The organism is Providencia sp. LY12, assembly GCF_057621555.1.
The window spans coordinates 15431-31998 of record NZ_CM172594.1; the positions used below are offsets into that span (position 1 = coordinate 15431).

The window sequence follows — 16568 nt, forward strand, 5'->3', positions numbered from 1 at the left end:
AAATATGGATTTGGCTGAATACATGCCTTTTTTAACGGTTGTTGGGGGAGTGATCATCATCATTCTTGGGTTCTTTGGTTTATTTAAAGCCTTCTACATCAAAGTCCCTCAAGGTACCGCTCTGATTGTCAACGACATGTCGTCACAACCTAAAGTGCATTTTACGGGTGCGTTAGTGTATCCCGTTATCTACAAAAAAGAGTTTATGCGCATTTCGTTGCTGACACTGGAAGTGGATCGCCGTGGTAAAGACGGTTTGATTTGCCAAGATAACTTACGTGCTGATATCACCGTTGCCTTCTATCTGCGTGTTAATGAAACCACCGAAGACGTGTTAAAGGTAGCAAAAGCTATCGGAGTTGAGCGCGCCTCTGACCATCAAGCTGTCAGCGCCCTATTCAGTGCCAAATTCTCAGAAGCCCTGAAAACAGTAGGTAAACAGCTAGAATTAGCCAAACTGTTCGAAGACCGTCAAAGCTTCCGTGACCGTATTGTCGATGTGATTGGTAAAGACCTTAATGGTTATGCGCTAGAAGACGTGGCAATCGACTATTTAGAACAAACACCAAAATCAGCTCTCGACCCGAATAATATCTTTGACTCCGAAGGTATTCGCAAAATCACTGAAATTACTGCTATCCACAATATCGAAACTAACCAAAAAGAGCGCGACCAAGAGTTAGCAATCAAAAAGAAAAACGTGGAAACCCGCGAGGCGAGCTTAGCATTAGAGCGCCAACAAGCCGATGCTGAAGCCCGTCAAAAACGCGAAATTGATAATATCCGTGCACGAGAACAAGCTGAAACCCTACGCGTTCAAGAAGAAGAGCGCCTCAAGTCAGAGCAAGCGCGTATTCAAACTCAGCAAGAAATTGAAATTCGTGAAGAAAACCGCATGCGTGAAGTGGAAGTGGCTCAACAGAACCGCACCCGTGCCGTGGCTATCGAAGAAGAGCGAGTAAGCCGAGCTCGCGAACTCGAAATTGTCGCCCGTGAACGTGAAGTTGAACTGCAACGTATTGAAAAAGAAAAAGCGCTAGAAGAAGAGCGTAAAAACATCTCTAACGTGATCCGCGAGCGCGTCGCCGTCGAAAAAACTGTCGCGCAGGAAGAGGAACGCATCAAGGAAGTTCGCGAAGTTTCAGAAGCTGAGCGTATGAAGCAAGTGACCGTAATCAACGCCCAAGCGGAAGCCGAAGAAGCCTTAGTCCGCCAGGTGAAAAAAGCCGAAGCCGATGAAGCAAGTGCCAAGCACCGTGCAGAAGAAATCAGCACTATGGCACAAGCAGAACTGGAAGCTTCCGCCAAACAAGCTGAAGCCAAAAAACGCTTAGCGGAAGGGATTGAAGCAGAACATGCAGCATTAGGCTTAGCAGAAGCCCGTGTTCGCCAAGCCACTGCCGAAGCTGAAGAGAAAGAAGGTCTGGTTCAAGCCAATATCACCGCGGAAAAACTGTTAGCCGAAGCTCGTGGTCTGAAAGAAAAAGGCTTAACCGAAGCGCAAGTGATGGAAGCTAAAGCGAACGCCGAACGCGAGCAAGGTTTTGCCGAAGCGAAAATTCTGGAAGAAAAATTGGCAGCGCAGGCTCGTGGTGAAGAACAACAAGCCAACGCGAAAGAAAAACTGGGCTTGGCAGATGCAAAAGTCTTGGAAGAAAAACTGGCAGCCCAAGCTCGCGGTGAAGGTCAATTAGGGGCAGCGCAAGCCGAAGTGATTCGCCAGCGTCTGAAAGCGGAAGCTGACGGTCTGACTGATAAATTCCAATCTATGGATCACCTCAGTGATACGGCTCGTTCACATGAAGAGTTCCGTATGCGCCTTGAGAAAGAGTTCGAGCAATCCATGGCATCCATTGAAGCGAACAAAGAAATTGCTCGCGAGCAAGCGGATGTCCTGGCTGCGGCACTGAGCAAAACCAACATCGAAATTGTGGGCGGTGATGGTGACTTCTTTAACACCTTCTCTAAAGCGCTGAGCTTGGGTAAAGCCGTTGATGGGTTTATGGATAAAAGTAGCTTTGCCAAAGATAACCTTGAAAAGTTAGTCAATCGCGTCACAGAAGAGAAGAAAATTGATATCGCGTCCTTACTGCAACACCCTGAAGTCAAAGATTTAATCAATGGTTTTATGGCTGCAAAAAGTGCACCACAAACAGCGAAAAACATCGTGAACAAACCCGTGTCTTACGATGATAACCAAAGCTAATTTATCAATATTCAGGCTTTTCAAGTAAGTTTTATACCTCATCCCGCCAAGTTGCAGCACATAGGCAACTTGGCGGTTTATGAGCGTATCTTTTTTTAAGACCAAGGAAATTCGTTAAACATGTCAGAAACCCAAGATGTGAATCGCGAACAGGAAATTCTCGACAGTGCCGTCGCGGAAGGTGGTGCGTACGAAATATTACGCAAGCGCTTAACCGAACAAGGGCAGCAACTTCACCAAAAAGCAGCTCAACTCAACGACAGCCGGTTGACTGAATTTGGTCAAAGCCAGATGGACATTATCGGGCGTATCCGTATTCGTACCGAAAATAACTGCCAAGCGAGAGACATTGTCCGTGTCGGTGACTGGCTGCTATTTGGCTATAACGTTTTTCTGGGTCTGAAAAAAGAAACTCACATTGAAGATGTTTTTTCCTTATATCAGCTCACTGAAAATGAAGGTGATTTTGATGTAATCTCTGTCCCTTACGAAGAGACATTCCTCAATGATACGCGCTTTGTTCAGGATTTTACTGAGCTGTATACCTATTACAAAAACACGCAATTACTGCAATTAGTCGAGCGCGATGGCAAGCTGTTAGCCAGTTTTCAAATTGGTGATCGGTTAACCGATGTGCGTGTTTTCCGCTGGTCAATTTCCAGTGATAAATCCCGCATCGAATACATCGATAACCGGGGTGAACGTGATATCGCCCTACCCCCCACCAATGATTTCGAATGGGTACGTACTACGCGGGAAAATACCGTTAATGGACGCTATCCTCACATTAATATTCTCGATACCGTCTTTGTGGAAACCATCGGCGGCGACCTAACCATCAAATGTGAAAATAATACCGAAGATGGGTTGGGCATATACCGCGAAGCGGTACTCGATAAAAACCAATCCCTCGATGACGCCCAAATTGAATATGCTCAGACTGGCAGCCTAATTTTACTCAAAATCTTGCCATACCGCGAAGAGAGCTGGCGCTATCTGGTTTACAACATTCTGAATCAAACCGTTCACCGTATTGATGCCATAGGGCAAGCGTGCGTGCAGTTGCCGGAAGATCACGGAATTATCTTCCCAGGGGGTTACTACCTGCAAAACGGGGAGTACAAAACCTTCGAGCAACCAATGGATGGCATGCGTTTTCGTCGTCTGCGCCGCTCACCTAACGGGGAAGATGTGCTGTATGTGTTTTATTCCCCGAACCAAGGTCGTATCGCCCTTTTCAATTACAATTTAATTGAACGTAAGCTTGCCGTACCATTAATCGGTCATGGTTATGCCATGCTCGAAGATGGCAAAATGGTGCTGTTCGAAGGGGAAGGTGACGAAGCCACTCGCGTTCACCCTATGCAGGTGTGGCAAACCCCATTCTATTCTGACGAATTTGCCGATAAGCAGCCGCCACGGGGTGGGTTTCTTGGGCGTATCGGTAATGCCGATTTAGTCCGTGGGATCTCCGAAATTCTCCATGTCGCCAAAGAGATTGAAGGCAACCAAGTTTCCGTTTCCCGCTATGAACAACTTAGCCAGCAACCTAAAAACTTGCTGGATATTTTCTATTGGTTTAATGACGACCAATGCTTAGGTATTGGCAAACTCTTAAAAGAGATCGCCCAAACCAGTGAGTTGGTACTCGACGAATACGAGAAAGTCGAAAGCATCCGCCAGCAATCCGTCAAATCAATGAATGAGGCGGTCACTCGCCAACGCTCCTTACTGTCCCTCACATTGCCTGAAGGATGGACGGATATTCAACAATTTGTAGATGGGCTAAACGCCTTAAATGCCCAACAAGGGCATCTGATTTCATTGCGAGAATTCCGCTATATGGATCTCACAAAACTCAGTGAGATGGAAAATGAAATCACCGAAGCACAGCAACGCGTTTCCCAAGGTACTGCGCAATTTCTTGCCAGCGACAAAGCTCTGCAACCGTTTAAAACTCAGCTTGCGGCCTTTGAAGAGTTAATTGAAAAAGCTCAAACCAGCGCGCAGTTAGATGTCCCAATGAATGACATGGAAAAAATGTCAGCGGATTTGGACATGCTCTCTAATTTAATGGCTTCTTTGAGTTTTGATGATGTCACCTTACAGACCCATATCATCGATGCCATTTCGCACATTTATGCCCAGTTAAACCAGTCCCGCGCCCGCTTACAACAAAAACGCAAATCCCAAACTAGCATTGAGAGCGTGGCGCAATTTGGGGCGCAGTTCCGCCTATTTAGCCAAGGCATCACCAACGCATTATCCCTCGCGACTGACCCAGAACGTTGTGATGATCAGTTATCCCGATTACTGGTTCAATTAGAAGAGCTAGAAAGCCAGTTTAGCCATCATGATGAATTTCTTGATGATATTCTGGCAAAACGCGAAGAATTACTGGAAACGTTTGAATCCCATAAACAAGTCCTGATTGATGACCGCCAGCGCCGTTCGCAGAATTTATTAACGGCCGCCGACCGCTTATTAGAAAGCCTTCAACGCCGTACTGTACGCTTGCAAAACCAAGATGAACTGAATGCGTTTTTTGCTACCGACCCGCTCGCACAAAAAACCCGTGAAATCATCGAGAAACTACGAGAAATCAACGATAACGTCAAAGCTGATGATATCGACGCCAGACTTAAAGCCTCTCGCGACCAAGCCATTCGCATTTTGCGGGATAAAACCGATATATTCGAAGATGGCGGCAACATTATTAAGCTGGGTCGCCACCGTTTCAGTGTTAACACCCAAGAGCTTGACCTGACTATCTTGCCAAAAGATAACCAGCTGTGGGTATACCTCACCGGAACGGATTTCCAAGAACCCATTGAGAACGCCGAACTTGCACAGTTGCAGCCTTATTGGACAGCCAACCTCGAATCCGAATCTGATACCGTTTATCGCGCTGAATACCTCGCGTATTCCATCATTTATGCCGCAGCAAAACGCCAAGATGGTTTGAATTTCGATACCCTAAAAAGTACGCTGTCTGCCCCTGAAAAAATCGACAAACTGGTGCGTGATTTTGCGGCTCCACGCTACAAAGAAGGCTACGAAAAAGGGATCCACGACCACGACGCTATCGCGATATTGAAAAAGCTGCTCCCGATTGGTGAAAGCGCGGATTTACTGCGTTTCAACCCAACAGCTCGCGCCATTGCGGCGATTTTTTGGCATCACATTCAAAGCAACGAATACCCTGCCCAATGGCCAGAACGAGCCAGAACCGCGATGAATATCCGCCAGCTATTCAATAACGATGATGCCCTTTTAGATCTTCAAGCGGAGATCGAGGCAGATGTCAGCTTATTCCTGCAAGATAATCCAATTAATTGCCAAGCTCATGAGCAAGCTCAAGCTGCGGAATACCTCAGTTTTGCGTTAGCCAGAACGCCGATTGAATTGGTGTACAGCAAATATGCGCGGGACTTAGTGACAGCACTACAAACGCGCTTAGAAGAAGCCCATATGTGGCTGGATTTCAATCATTCACAGCAAAACCTTGGCACTCGCTATGCTCAGCGCTGGGCGCTATTGCAAAATTGGCTGCAAGGGCTGTGTTCGATTGACGAATTTGCACATTTACGTCCATACATTCCAGGCGCCATCGCCATTATTATCTTAGATAAAATAGCATCGGCACGTTATAGCGAAGCCGATTTATACTTTAAAGTTACTGGATTACTGGGGGATCACCCGACAATCCACAACCAAACTCTCTCGTTAAGTTTGGATGACTTTTTCAGTCGAATGCGCGAACAGCGCAAGCAATTTATTCCAGCCTTCCGTCAATACCAAGCACTGCGTCAGCGCATTGTGAGTGAAGAGCGCAGCCGCCTAAAACTTCATGAGTTCAAAGCTAAGCCACTGAGCTCATTTGTGCGTAACAAGCTGATCAATGACGTCTATTTACCGATTATCGGTGACAACATGGCGAAGCAAATTGGCGCTCTAGGCGAAAACAAGCGTACCGATTTAATGGGCTTGTTACTGATGATCTCCCCGCCAGGTTACGGTAAAACGACCCTGATGGAGTACGCGGCTGACCGCCTTGGTTTGATCTTTATGAAGATTAATGGTCCTGCGCTTGGGCATGATGTGCTGTCCCTCGACCCAGAACAAGCCCCGAATGCTACCGCCAGACAAGAGCTGGAAAAACTCAACCTAGCCCTCGAAATGGGCAACAACGTGATGCTGTATGTAGATGATATTCAACATACTCACCCTGAGTTTTTACAGAAATTTATCTCCCTGTGTGATGGAACTCGTCGCATCGAAGGGGTATGGAAAAACAAAACCAAAACCTACGATATGCGCGGTAAAAAATTCTGTGTTGTCATGGCGGGTAACCCGTATACCGAATCTGGCGAAGTGTTCCGTATCCCTGATATGCTCGCCAACCGTGCGGATATTTATAACCTGGGTGAAGTGCTCGGTGGGATGGATGATGCCTTTGCATTGAGCTACATAGAAAACAGCCTGACCTCAAATCCAGTATTAGCACCTCTCGCACTACGAGATTTAAACGACCTGTATTTGCTGGTGGATAAAGCCATGGGCAAATCGGTTTCCACTAATGCACTCAGCTACCCATATTCCGATGCAGAAGTGAATGAAATTACGGCGGTTATTTCCCGATTACTCAGCCTGCGCGATGTGGTTCTGAAGGTAAACCAGCAATATATTGCCAGTGCCGCACAGTCCGATAAATATCGAACCGAGCCGGCATTCCGCCTGCAAGGCAGCTACCGAAATATGAATAAGCTCAGCGAGAAAGTCTCTTCCGTTATGAATGATGATGAATTGGAGAGATTGCTGGATGACCATTATCTTGGGGAAGCGCAATTATTAACGACAGGTGCTGAAGAGAACTTATTGAAGCTGGCAGAATTACGCGGAAGGCTGAATGAGAAAGATGCAGCACGCTGGCAGCAAATCAAGAAAGATTTCTTGCGTAACAAAGCATTAGGTGGTGATAATGCCGATGTGGGCGACCGCGTTGTGACTCAGCTCGCCCAACTGGTTGAAAGTGTACAATCTCTCGGACATCGATAATGCAAACTTGGCTAAGCCCGCGAATTAAATTACTGATTACCCTTGCGGGTTTGCTGATCACTATTCAAATCGCCAATAGTTTAAGTGGCTACGCGCTTGTTGGGTTCGGCATCCAACCAAGAACGCTGCACGGGCTGGTGGGGATTATCTTTGCCCCACTGATCCACGGCGATTGGGCACATCTTCTGAGTAATCTGCCGCCATTACTGGTTTTAAGCGCCCTGCTGCTGCATGATTCCATTCGAAAATATGCTTATGCCAGCGCGTTTATTATTGTGGTTGGTGGCTTGATTGTCTGGCTAGTGGGTAGAAATGCGCTGCATATTGGCGCTAGCGGCTGGATTTTTGGGCTTTGGGGCTTATTGATTGCCCAAGGTTTTTTCCGCCGCAAACTGTTAGATATCATTATCGCCCTATTGGTACTGTTCTATTTTGGTGCGATGGCGAGCGGGTTACTGCCTGTTCACCAGCAAATATCGACAGAATCCCATATTGCTGGCGCCATCGCCGGAATTACCTATGCGTGGTTAGCCAATAAAAAATTAAAAGCGACGCCGCCGACTACCCTTTCAAAGTAACCCGATATACACAGCGCCCTGCACCATCAAGCAGGTATTGCTCCCGTTCTACATTCACCTGTTCCCCTAATACTTCGCGAAATAGTGCCAATTCAGAACGGCAAAAGTTTTGGCACGCGGTTGCCGCCGCGCAGATAGGGCAATGGTTTTCGATAAATAACCAGCTATCGCCTTCCTGCTCAACCTTCGCCATATAGCCCTCTTCGCTACGAACCTCGGCGAGTGCAGCTAAACATTGTTCTAATGGCAGCCCTTGGCAGCGCCCTAAATATTTACTGCGACTTTCCGCTTCTCGCTGTTCAATCAGCTTTTCTAACCCCTCATCACCAAAAATGGTTTTCACTGAATCAATGAGCTGCAAAGCCAGTTGAGCATGGGTATCGGGAAAACGTTGATGTCCCAGTTCCGTTAATACCCAATTTTGCCGAGGACGCCCAGCGCCAGATTGTGCGGTGCATTGAACACCTTCCACCAGACCCAGTGACGTTAATTTATGGATATGCTGGCGTGCTGCTTCCCCCGTTAAACCCAGGTCATGGGCAATCACTGCTGTGGAAACGGGTCCTTTGGTTTTGATGCAAAACAGCACCTTATCCACTGCTTGAGTGAGATTTAGATTATCAAAGTATTTACTTGCTTTATTCATAGTGTAATTTTATTATCCAAGACAATACTTGGATAATACCCTTTTCTTTACTCTTTCGTCCAGCAGGTCTGCGTATGAGCAACAAAACTGTCACCGAATTCAATGAAACAGGCACCGAACCTCAAGGAAAATGGGCCGATTTACTCAGCGGCACTAATGCATTATTGACGATAGCCCTCACAGGTGGCGTCGCACTTCATGCTATCAATATTTATATTGTCACCACGATTTTACCGAGTGTCGTCAATGATATTGGCGGTCTTGAATATTATGCGTGGAACACCACGTTATTTGTGGCAACCTCCATTATTGGCTCTGCATTATCCAGTAAAGTACTGGACAGCCTAGGACCTAAACTTGCCTACCTTAGTGCTCTGTTACTGTTTTCCTTGGGCGCCATTTGGTGTGCATCCTCACCGTCCATGCTCACCTTATTAGGCGGGCGCGCCTTACAAGGGCTTGGCGGCGGGATGTTATTCGCGCTTAGCTACGCGCTGATCCGTATTGTCTTCACGCCAAACTTGTGGTCTCGCGCCATGGGGGTGATATCCGGTATGTGGGGGATAGCTACGTTGTGTGGTCCTGCCATTGGCGGTATTTTTGCTCAAGGGGGTCATTGGCGCTGGGCTTTTTGGGCTTTATTGCCCGTGTCGGTTGTGCTGGCAATGATAGTTATCAACCAATTACCAGGGAAAAAATCTCAGCAAGCGCAAACAACAAAAATTCCCATTCTTGCGATTTCACTGTTAGTTATTTCCGTGCTGGCTATCTCAATTGGCAGTTTATCGGAAAGCTTGCTCAGCAATCTTATCGGGTTACTCATTGGCATTGCCTTGCTCGTCACCATTGCGCTTATTGATGGTAAAAGTGGAAAGCATTTACTCCCCACAGGGGCTTACTCCCTAAAAACTCAGCTTGGGGTTATTTTCCTGACGATGGGTTTACTGGTGGGGGGAATGACCACCGAAATTTATGTGCCTTACTTCCTGCAAACTATTCACCAGTTTTCACCGTTGATGGCGGGTTATTTAACTGCCGTGATGGCGGCGGGATGGACAGTAGGTGCCTTACTCAGCGCCAATAAAACGGGCGCGATCGTTTTACGCATCCTTAAAGCGGGTCCCGTTATCATCTTGGTATCGCTGATAATTCTAGCGGTTCTAACCCCTAATCTGGATTTAGTTAACACCATTCCATTATTTATTCTTTACCTACTCGCCATGATGGGAGTTGGATTAGGAATTGGCATCTGCTGGCCTCATTTAGTTCTGCGAGTATTTAATGCGGCACCTAAAGGGGAAGAAAACTTAGCATCCTCTTCAGTGATTACGATACAATTGTATGCAACTGCCTTATCTGCGGCATTAGTGGGCGTGGTGGTCAATAATAGCGGATTGATTAATCCTGGTGGGTTAGTTGGTGCTCAACAAGCCTCTGTCTGGTTATTTGCCCTGTTTGCTATTAGCCCATTCTTGGCTGCAGTTTTAATTCGCAAAGTTAAATAGTCAGACCACTGAAGGATGCTCAATCACGAGCATCTTTCTATTTTGTTGATTATTTTTTAAATAAAAATAATGGGTTAGGAAGTTCTCTCGAAAATTCCTTATTGGTTTTAAATTCCCGTAGAGATAGACACTCAGGCCCGTGAATCATTTTTTGTCTATTAATCGCATATTGCTTAAATGTGGGTTTAAATAAATCTAACTTTTCATATTTTTCTTTATATTCAGGGTACAATGCCTGATATTCAAAAATGGCATCCGCCGTTAGCTGCCAAAAATCATTTTCCGCCAAGCAATCATGTTTATCTAAAATTACAGCCAAATAACGGAAGAAATAATCAAATATTTCGGTCCAAAAATGCTCAATTTTAAGGTTATCTTTTACAATATGGGTGCACTGTGACACAGCCTCAGGCAATGAACCTTCTGGATTAAAGAAAATCACTTCTTCCGCAATATCTTTCATCAAGATACCGATCGGTTTGTTCTCTTCAATAATCAAAATCACATTCTGGCCATGGGGCATCAAAGCAATATCATGGGCATAAAATAGGTGTAATTGAGGTAATAAATAACAATCAAGATACGCTTTTATCCATTCATGCCCAGAAAGGCCAGAGAGTTTAATTAATTCCACAATAAAAGACGTTTCTCTTTTATCTACATGCAATAATGCCGCCATAGTCATTATACGCTGATTTTTTTCAATTTTATCGTACGCAGATTCTCGCCATAATACAGATAACATATGCTTTTGTGGCGAGCTTTCCGTGATAACCTTTTCAAATAGCGTATCCCTGAATCCTATTGCCGCAACTTCTTTGAGTAACTTGAAGTTTTTTTCAACCAAATAGTTATCTTGAGAGCATAAGTTATCTAGCCATTCATTAATTCCTGGGGTCACTTTCATTGCATAGGGGGAAAGCCCGCGCATAAATCCGGTATTAAAAATTGAGACGGCTAGCTTGATATAACGTTTACTGGGATCGCTGACATTAAAGAGCGTTCGAATTGATTGTTGAGCAAAATACTCATCCACACTCATTCCCAAGAAAATGATATTTTTCTTCGCAATATCAGCAGAGAATCGAATTAAAATTTTCTCGCGCCATTGCCATTCGTGCACCGGCATCCAATAGTAATCGTCACTCAATACGGCCTGTTGATGGACTATGTCATTAAAATAACTGATTTCTTCTGTGGAGAGTTCTGATTGAATAATATCCTGATAGCTTAATGAGGATATTGCACTAAATGTGGCTTTGTCTTTATGAACCGCAATCCAAACCACTTTTTGCTTAGCCATATATTCTGGCGAATATACCAACGAGTCAATGAAATCAAATCCGTAACACCCTCTATTAGCAATAATCGCGGGGTGTCCTTCATCCATAGTAGATTCTATTGATTGATAATCTGCGAATATCAGTTTGTCAGCGCTAAGACGCTTCCCATTTCGCTTATATACCCAACCGTTTAACGTCGATAATAATCCATCAACATAGGTTGGTAATATCGCTTTATCAATATGAATAAATTCGAGTAATTCAATAAAAAGATCTAAAGCATCTACGGGAATTTCCAGCCCATCTTTATATTTTTTTATGGATGCAAGACTGATATCTAAATGTGCTAGTAAATATTTTTTTGCTTTAAAGTGATAACAAACGCCTTGGCTTTCGATATTCAGTACATAGTCGCCGTGGCTAATATGCTCGGGTGTAATAATCCCCTCATGAGTAAGTTCCGTCAAAATCTTCTTTGTCATGACTTTATTCGCCGCGATCCAACTGTCTTTATTCAAGTAATTATCACGGAAAATTAAGCTATCACTGTGGTTTAGTTGCATAAATCCCCTCTGTTTTCATTCTCACCAGATTGAAAATTCAGAGTAAGTAAAACGTGGCAGAGAGACCATTTTAAAGGGTGTTAGATAGATATACTTATTAGATGATTTTATAATTAATGAAAAGTGCGCCTTTATTCGACGCACTTTTTTCTTAATTTTTAGACAAGGTTATTTGAACAATATTGTTAGACGGTACGCTTTTGGCGGAAGAAAAACGGCAACACAACAATACTCACCACCAGCACAATTATCGTGGCAATCATGACAGACATAAATGCGTTATCAAATGCCATACTCGCCTGATTCACTAAGAGACTTGCACTATCTTGCGGTAACCCTTCAGCCACAATTAACGCTTCATCAAGGCTATCATAGACTTTGTCTGCTACCGTAAAACCTGCCGGTAATACCAGCTTGGCGGTATAAACCGCACTCATCAAGCCACCCATAAATGTTACCCCGAGCACGCTACCTAGCTCGTAAGCCACTTCTTCAATGGATGCTGCCATTCCTGCTTTTTCATCTGGCGCATTTAACATGATGGTCGTTGATGCTGTGGTAAAAATGGCACCTAATCCGAACCCAACACAGAATAAGAATGACAGTAATACCAAGCCGGTTGAGGTTTTGAATACCCACGCAACCCCAATGACGCCCACTAATGTGCAAATAAATCCTAAAATCATCATTAGGTTAGCGCCGACTTTATGCAAATACATACCCGCTAACGGAGCCGCTAACACAGACGCAATCGGGATCGGAATAATGTATAACGCCGCCTCGAATGGGGTATAACCTAATACCAACTGCAAGCGCTGACTTAATAGTAGCTCGACACCAACGATGATCACGATGGATAAAATCGCCATCAGAATGCCCGCAAAAAATCGAGGGTCGCTGAGTAATTTAAAATCAATCATGGGCGATTCTGACGCTAATTGTCGACGGCTAAAAATAACCAGAAAGGCAATGCCGATCGCCCCAGCAATGAGTAACGTGAACCAATCAATATTGGCTTTTCCAAGCTCTTTCAAGGCATAGATTGAACCAATCAGCCCCACCAATACAAACAAAGAACTTAAATAATCAATCGGTTGCTGCGAATTTCTCGTACTTTTTGGTATTAAAGAAAGCGCAAATGGGATCACCAACAGCACCACCGGTACGTTGATTAAAAAGACGGAGCCCCACCAGAAATGATTGAGTAACACACCGCCGACTAATGGCCCAATTGCAGCCCCACCCGATGCTACCGCAGACCAAATACCAATCGCCAGCGCCCGCTCTTTCGGGTCTAAAAAGACTTGGCGAACAATGGCTAATGTCGCTGGCATACTGATCGCGGCACCCACCGCTAAAAATCCACGAGACAAAATTAAGCTTAATGCGCTCGGTGAAAATGCCGCGCACAGAGAGGCCAATGCGAATAAGGGCAACCCTAGTATAAACATCCGCTTATGACCCACTTTATCACTTAACATTCCCGCAGCAGGCAATAGCCCCGCGACCACTAGCGGGTAAGCATTCATAATCCATAATTTTTCAGATGCTGTTGCACCTAGATCATGGGTGAGCTTAGGCAGTGCGGTATATAGCACGGTAACATCAATGACGATGAGAAATAAAACACTCGATACTAAGAGTAGAATAATCCAACGTTTATAATCTGCTATCATAAAATCTTCTCAACTTGTTTAATTGATCACCTTGATGGATGATCGTGCTATAATATAATTCCATACGTACGTATTGAAAAGAGGTTTTTTTAAATGGGACGTCAACGAACAATTGATCGCGAAAAAGTGCTAGAAGCCGCAGAAGAGATTGTCATTAATCAAGGTGCTACCGCACTGACGATTGATGCAGTCGCCAAATCAATGGGGATTTCTAAAGGGGGAGTCCAATACTGCTTTGGTAACAAAGAAGCCTTAATTGATGCCATGTTTGAACGCTGGAGCCACTCTTACGATGAAATTTTCAGTAAAGCAATAGCCCAAGATAACAGTCCTGAAGGTCGAGTGATTGCCCACATAAAAGCCACAGCGGACCACGATAAAACCAGTATCGCCAAAGGTGCCGCATTAATGGCTTCTCTGCTTCAAACACCTGAGTATTTAGAAAGCACCCGTAAATGGTATCGAGAACGCATTGCTAATTTAGATTTATCAACCGAAAGTGGCAAACGCGCTAGATTGTTATTTTTAGCCACTGAAGGCACTTTTATTTTGCGCCATTTTGGTTTGATGGATATTGATGATGCAGAATGGCAATCAATATTCAGCGATATCGAAAATACGTTTAAAGTTTAGGTGAAAATCCATTTTTGATATATCTAACACTCTCTTTTTTATATTTTTATCTAAAAAGGAGAGTATTCAATGAAGCAAATAAGTCATGAGTATACAGGTAAAATACTGCAACCACATATTGAACAAAACCAATCCGCTTTGGCGAAACCTAAAAATAAAAAAAACGGGTTTATAGAGAGAGTAAACAGGTTATTTAATACCAACTTGTTTAATACATTATTAAAACGTCCCAAGAAAGCAAAAAATACAGAAATCATCCCTTCCCATCAAAGTTTCGTAAAGCTGACAATACCAGAGAATCCTTCTCCGCAAAAAATAGAAAAAAATACGAATTTAGCGCCAAACAAAGTACACATTGAACCGATCGTACATATTGAGCCTACAATCGCAAAAACAGTACCAAGCGAAATAGACCAGTTCACAGAAAAGTTGCATCATCTCAATATCATCTTTAAAAATGATGCGTTCGGCGCTGATCATCGACCTATCTTTTTAGTCAAAAATCACTCGACATGTCGCGCTCGCTCTATCAGCAAACACAATGAACTTGGTGAGGAGGAGTATGGCACGCTCACCCTCAACATGCGTCATTATCTTGGTAAAGGGGAATATGGAACCGCCTATCGCGTGGGTAACTTTGCGATTAAAATTCCTCATCGCGATTTAAACTTTAAATACAATAAATATGCGAAATACGATCGCTGCGCCAGAGTATTAAATGAGGTAAATCAAGATATTAACTTTGCACGATCTACTACGCTCGCAAATGGCAATGCCATTTTAGTCACTAAGTTTATTGATGGGAGATCGATAACAGGCAAGGAGGCTTCTGGTTTTGTTGAATCCCGGGGACGCACTCTTTTTGATCATGGCTCCGAAGGCAACGTAAGAAAAGATAGGCAAAAAAATCTGTTTTTAATTGATGCTGATTTTGCTGCGCAGCCTAAACAGCTAAATCGCACCCTGTCTGTCGGTACCACTGAAATCTATAAACGTTATAGAAAATAGCGATACCCGTTAGCTTAGAATTAAAAAAACCAACAACGTAATACACGCTGTTGGTTTTTGATTAATCGCGGTCGTTATTGCTTATCATACACACTCGGTACAAATACATTTCGTTCGATCATTTTCTCGATTTGCTTATTTAAAATGGTTTCTCGGTAGTGTTTATGATTGCCTTGAGGCTCATGTAAGTAGGTATTTTTCGGGTAAATTGGCGTTTCATAAATGAGTTGAGCACATTCAGTCCGAATATCTTTCAGCCAATTACTGACCGAAGCATTGGCTCGGTGATGGCGCATCGCTTCAATATCAATCACCCCATAAACATAGGTTGAACCGTTAGTATCTTCTTGTTTACCCACAATTTTACCCTTGTAATCCACAATCAGTGAACGACCGCCACCACAGTCAATTGGCGCTTGTGTGGTTGGGAACATATACATTGAGCCAATATTCGGCGCCACAACATAGAAATTATTTTCCAACGCACGGGCTCGGTTAGAAATTTCAAACAGGTCATTTTCAGTAAATGGCGTTGGTAATGAAGCGCGGTACACCACTTCTGCCCCATTTAATGCCAGACCACGACCGTTTTCAGGGAAGTTTCCTTCCATGGCCATCATTACCCCTAATCGGCCAATTTCAGTATCAACGACTGGCCAGAAAGATTGTAATGAACGCCCATATTTTTTTATCCACTCATCGTACAGATCATGAGGCGATGCCGAACGTTCACACGGCAACAAAGAAGACATTTTATGGTGTTTCAGGATAATGTTCCCTTTGGGATCAATAACAAACCCAACGTTAAACATAATACCCGGCCAATCTGGATCGCGGGTTTTTGCCTGCGCCATGATGTACACATTTTGAGATTTCGCTAATTCACCCAGTCGGTCAGTCTCAGGGCCTGGAATATCAATAGCGCCATCTTTTAGAAATTCAGCAATCGGTAAATCCAGTGCTTCATCGTTGAAACCTTGTAAAGCACCTTCCGGAAGTACAAGTAAACGAACAGGGAGATCCAATGAAGATAGCCACAGCGCACCGTGAGATAGCTCCTCAAGATGGTCGATATTTTTCATAATATCGCTACGCGTTTTTATTCCCCACGTTGTTGGCACTAAACCCACTACACCATATGGCTTTATCATAATAATTCTCCGATTCTATTTTCGATTTACCTGCAATTGGCATTGTTCAAAAATCAAACTCATCGAATATTATTCATATGTTAATTTTATGTCAAATAAATATTAAATTACACTTTTTGGATATTCACACTTAATCTGTTCAATATTTAACACTAATATTTAAAATAAAAAATCAGGCTATAAACATATTAACAATCTAGCGAATATCTTATTTTTTATAAATATAACCTTGCGTTACTTTATTTTTAAAGTAATAAATAT

General features: G+C 43.8%; 10 protein-coding genes. 6 read left to right on the forward strand and 4 right to left on the reverse strand.

Annotated elements, in window-relative coordinates:
• Positions 1–4 precede the first annotated feature (4 nt).
• From ACY3ZI_RS00060 to ACY3ZI_RS00070, 3 genes are all read left to right on the forward strand, one after another.
• Complete coding sequence (locus ACY3ZI_RS00060; protein WP_487375769.1) at positions 5–2206, forward strand: flotillin family protein; 2202 nt, start codon at positions 5–7, stop codon at positions 2204–2206.
• A gap of 120 nt (positions 2207–2326) precedes the next feature.
• On the forward strand, positions 2327–7264 hold the full coding sequence (locus tag ACY3ZI_RS00065; RefSeq protein WP_487375770.1) for a DNA repair ATPase: 4938 nt from the start codon (positions 2327–2329) through the stop codon (positions 7262–7264).
• Positions 7264–7842 (forward strand): rhomboid family intramembrane serine protease, encoded by a 579-nt coding sequence (locus tag ACY3ZI_RS00070; protein WP_036950645.1) that lies wholly within the window; start codon positions 7264–7266, stop codon positions 7840–7842. The genes ACY3ZI_RS00065 and ACY3ZI_RS00070 overlap by 1 nt, the downstream gene beginning before the upstream one ends.
• On the opposite strand, the gene ACY3ZI_RS00075 is transcribed toward ACY3ZI_RS00070, so the two are convergent.
• Positions 7826–8488: a helix-turn-helix transcriptional regulator gene (locus ACY3ZI_RS00075; RefSeq protein ID WP_036950643.1), complete on the reverse strand. Its 663-nt coding sequence runs from the start codon at positions 8486–8488 to the stop codon at positions 7826–7828. The genes ACY3ZI_RS00070 and ACY3ZI_RS00075 overlap by 17 nt on opposite strands.
• 74 nt (positions 8489–8562) lie before the next feature.
• On the opposite strand from ACY3ZI_RS00075, the gene ACY3ZI_RS00080 reads away from it, so the two are divergent.
• Positions 8563–9993, forward strand: a complete 1431-nt coding sequence (locus tag ACY3ZI_RS00080; RefSeq protein WP_487375771.1) for an MFS transporter — start codon at positions 8563–8565, stop codon at positions 9991–9993.
• A 49-nt stretch (positions 9994–10042) separates the two neighbouring features.
• Here ACY3ZI_RS00080 and ACY3ZI_RS00085 read toward each other — a convergent pair whose 3' ends face one another.
• Together ACY3ZI_RS00085 and ACY3ZI_RS00090 are read right to left on the reverse strand one after the other, a co-directional pair.
• Positions 10043–11758 carry an IucA/IucC family protein gene (locus ACY3ZI_RS00085; RefSeq protein ID WP_249215496.1) on the reverse strand — a complete coding sequence of 572 codons (1716 nt, stop codon included), beginning with the start codon at positions 11756–11758 and terminating at the stop codon, positions 10043–10045.
• A 266-nt stretch (positions 11759–12024) separates the two neighbouring features.
• A complete protein-coding gene (locus tag ACY3ZI_RS00090; protein ID WP_487375772.1) occupies positions 12025–13515 on the reverse strand; it encodes an MFS transporter in 1491 nt (496 codons plus the stop codon).
• 93 nt (positions 13516–13608) lie between these two features.
• Between ACY3ZI_RS00090 and ACY3ZI_RS00095 the strand changes: the two genes are divergently transcribed.
• Complete coding sequence (locus tag ACY3ZI_RS00095; protein WP_132496986.1) at positions 13609–14148, forward strand: TetR/AcrR family transcriptional regulator; 540 nt, start codon at positions 13609–13611, stop codon at positions 14146–14148.
• Positions 14149–14217: 69 nt separating this feature from the next.
• The gene (locus tag ACY3ZI_RS00100) at positions 14218–15156 is read left to right on the forward strand and encodes a hypothetical protein (RefSeq protein WP_487375773.1); all 939 of its coding nucleotides are present in this window, start codon (positions 14218–14220) and stop codon (positions 15154–15156) included.
• 74 nt (positions 15157–15230) lie between these two features.
• Here the strand turns inward: ACY3ZI_RS00100 and ACY3ZI_RS00105 are convergent, their stop codons facing one another.
• Entirely contained in the window at positions 15231–16307 is a 1077-nt protein-coding gene (locus tag ACY3ZI_RS00105) for a nitrilase-related carbon-nitrogen hydrolase (protein ID WP_036950634.1), read from the reverse strand.
• Positions 16308–16568: the final 261 nt, after the last annotated feature.

Bases quoted from the DNA above. Each gene is read 5' to 3' on its own strand.
- ACY3ZI_RS00065 (WP_487375770.1), top strand. From the start codon at position 2,327: ATGTCAGAAACCCAAGATGTGAATCGCGAACAGGAAATTCTCGACAGT.
- ACY3ZI_RS00105 (WP_036950634.1), bottom strand. From the start codon at position 16,307: ATGATAAAGCCATATGGTGTAGTGGGTTTAGTGCCAACAACGTGGGGA.
- ACY3ZI_RS00060 (WP_487375769.1), top strand. From the start codon at position 5: ATGGATTTGGCTGAATACATGCCTTTTTTAACGGTTGTTGGGGGAGTG.
- ACY3ZI_RS00085 (WP_249215496.1), bottom strand. From the start codon at position 11,758: ATGACAAAGAAGATTTTGACGGAACTTACTCATGAGGGGATTATTACA.
- ACY3ZI_RS00075 (WP_036950643.1), bottom strand. From the start codon at position 8,488: ATGAATAAAGCAAGTAAATACTTTGATAATCTAAATCTCACTCAAGCA.
- ACY3ZI_RS00095 (WP_132496986.1), top strand. From the start codon at position 13,609: ATGGGACGTCAACGAACAATTGATCGCGAAAAAGTGCTAGAAGCCGCA.
- ACY3ZI_RS00080 (WP_487375771.1), top strand. From the start codon at position 8,563: ATGAGCAACAAAACTGTCACCGAATTCAATGAAACAGGCACCGAACCT.
- ACY3ZI_RS00070 (WP_036950645.1), top strand. From the start codon at position 7,264: ATGCAAACTTGGCTAAGCCCGCGAATTAAATTACTGATTACCCTTGCG.
- ACY3ZI_RS00090 (WP_487375772.1), bottom strand. From the start codon at position 13,515: ATGATAGCAGATTATAAACGTTGGATTATTCTACTCTTAGTATCGAGT.
- ACY3ZI_RS00100 (WP_487375773.1), top strand. From the start codon at position 14,218: ATGAAGCAAATAAGTCATGAGTATACAGGTAAAATACTGCAACCACAT.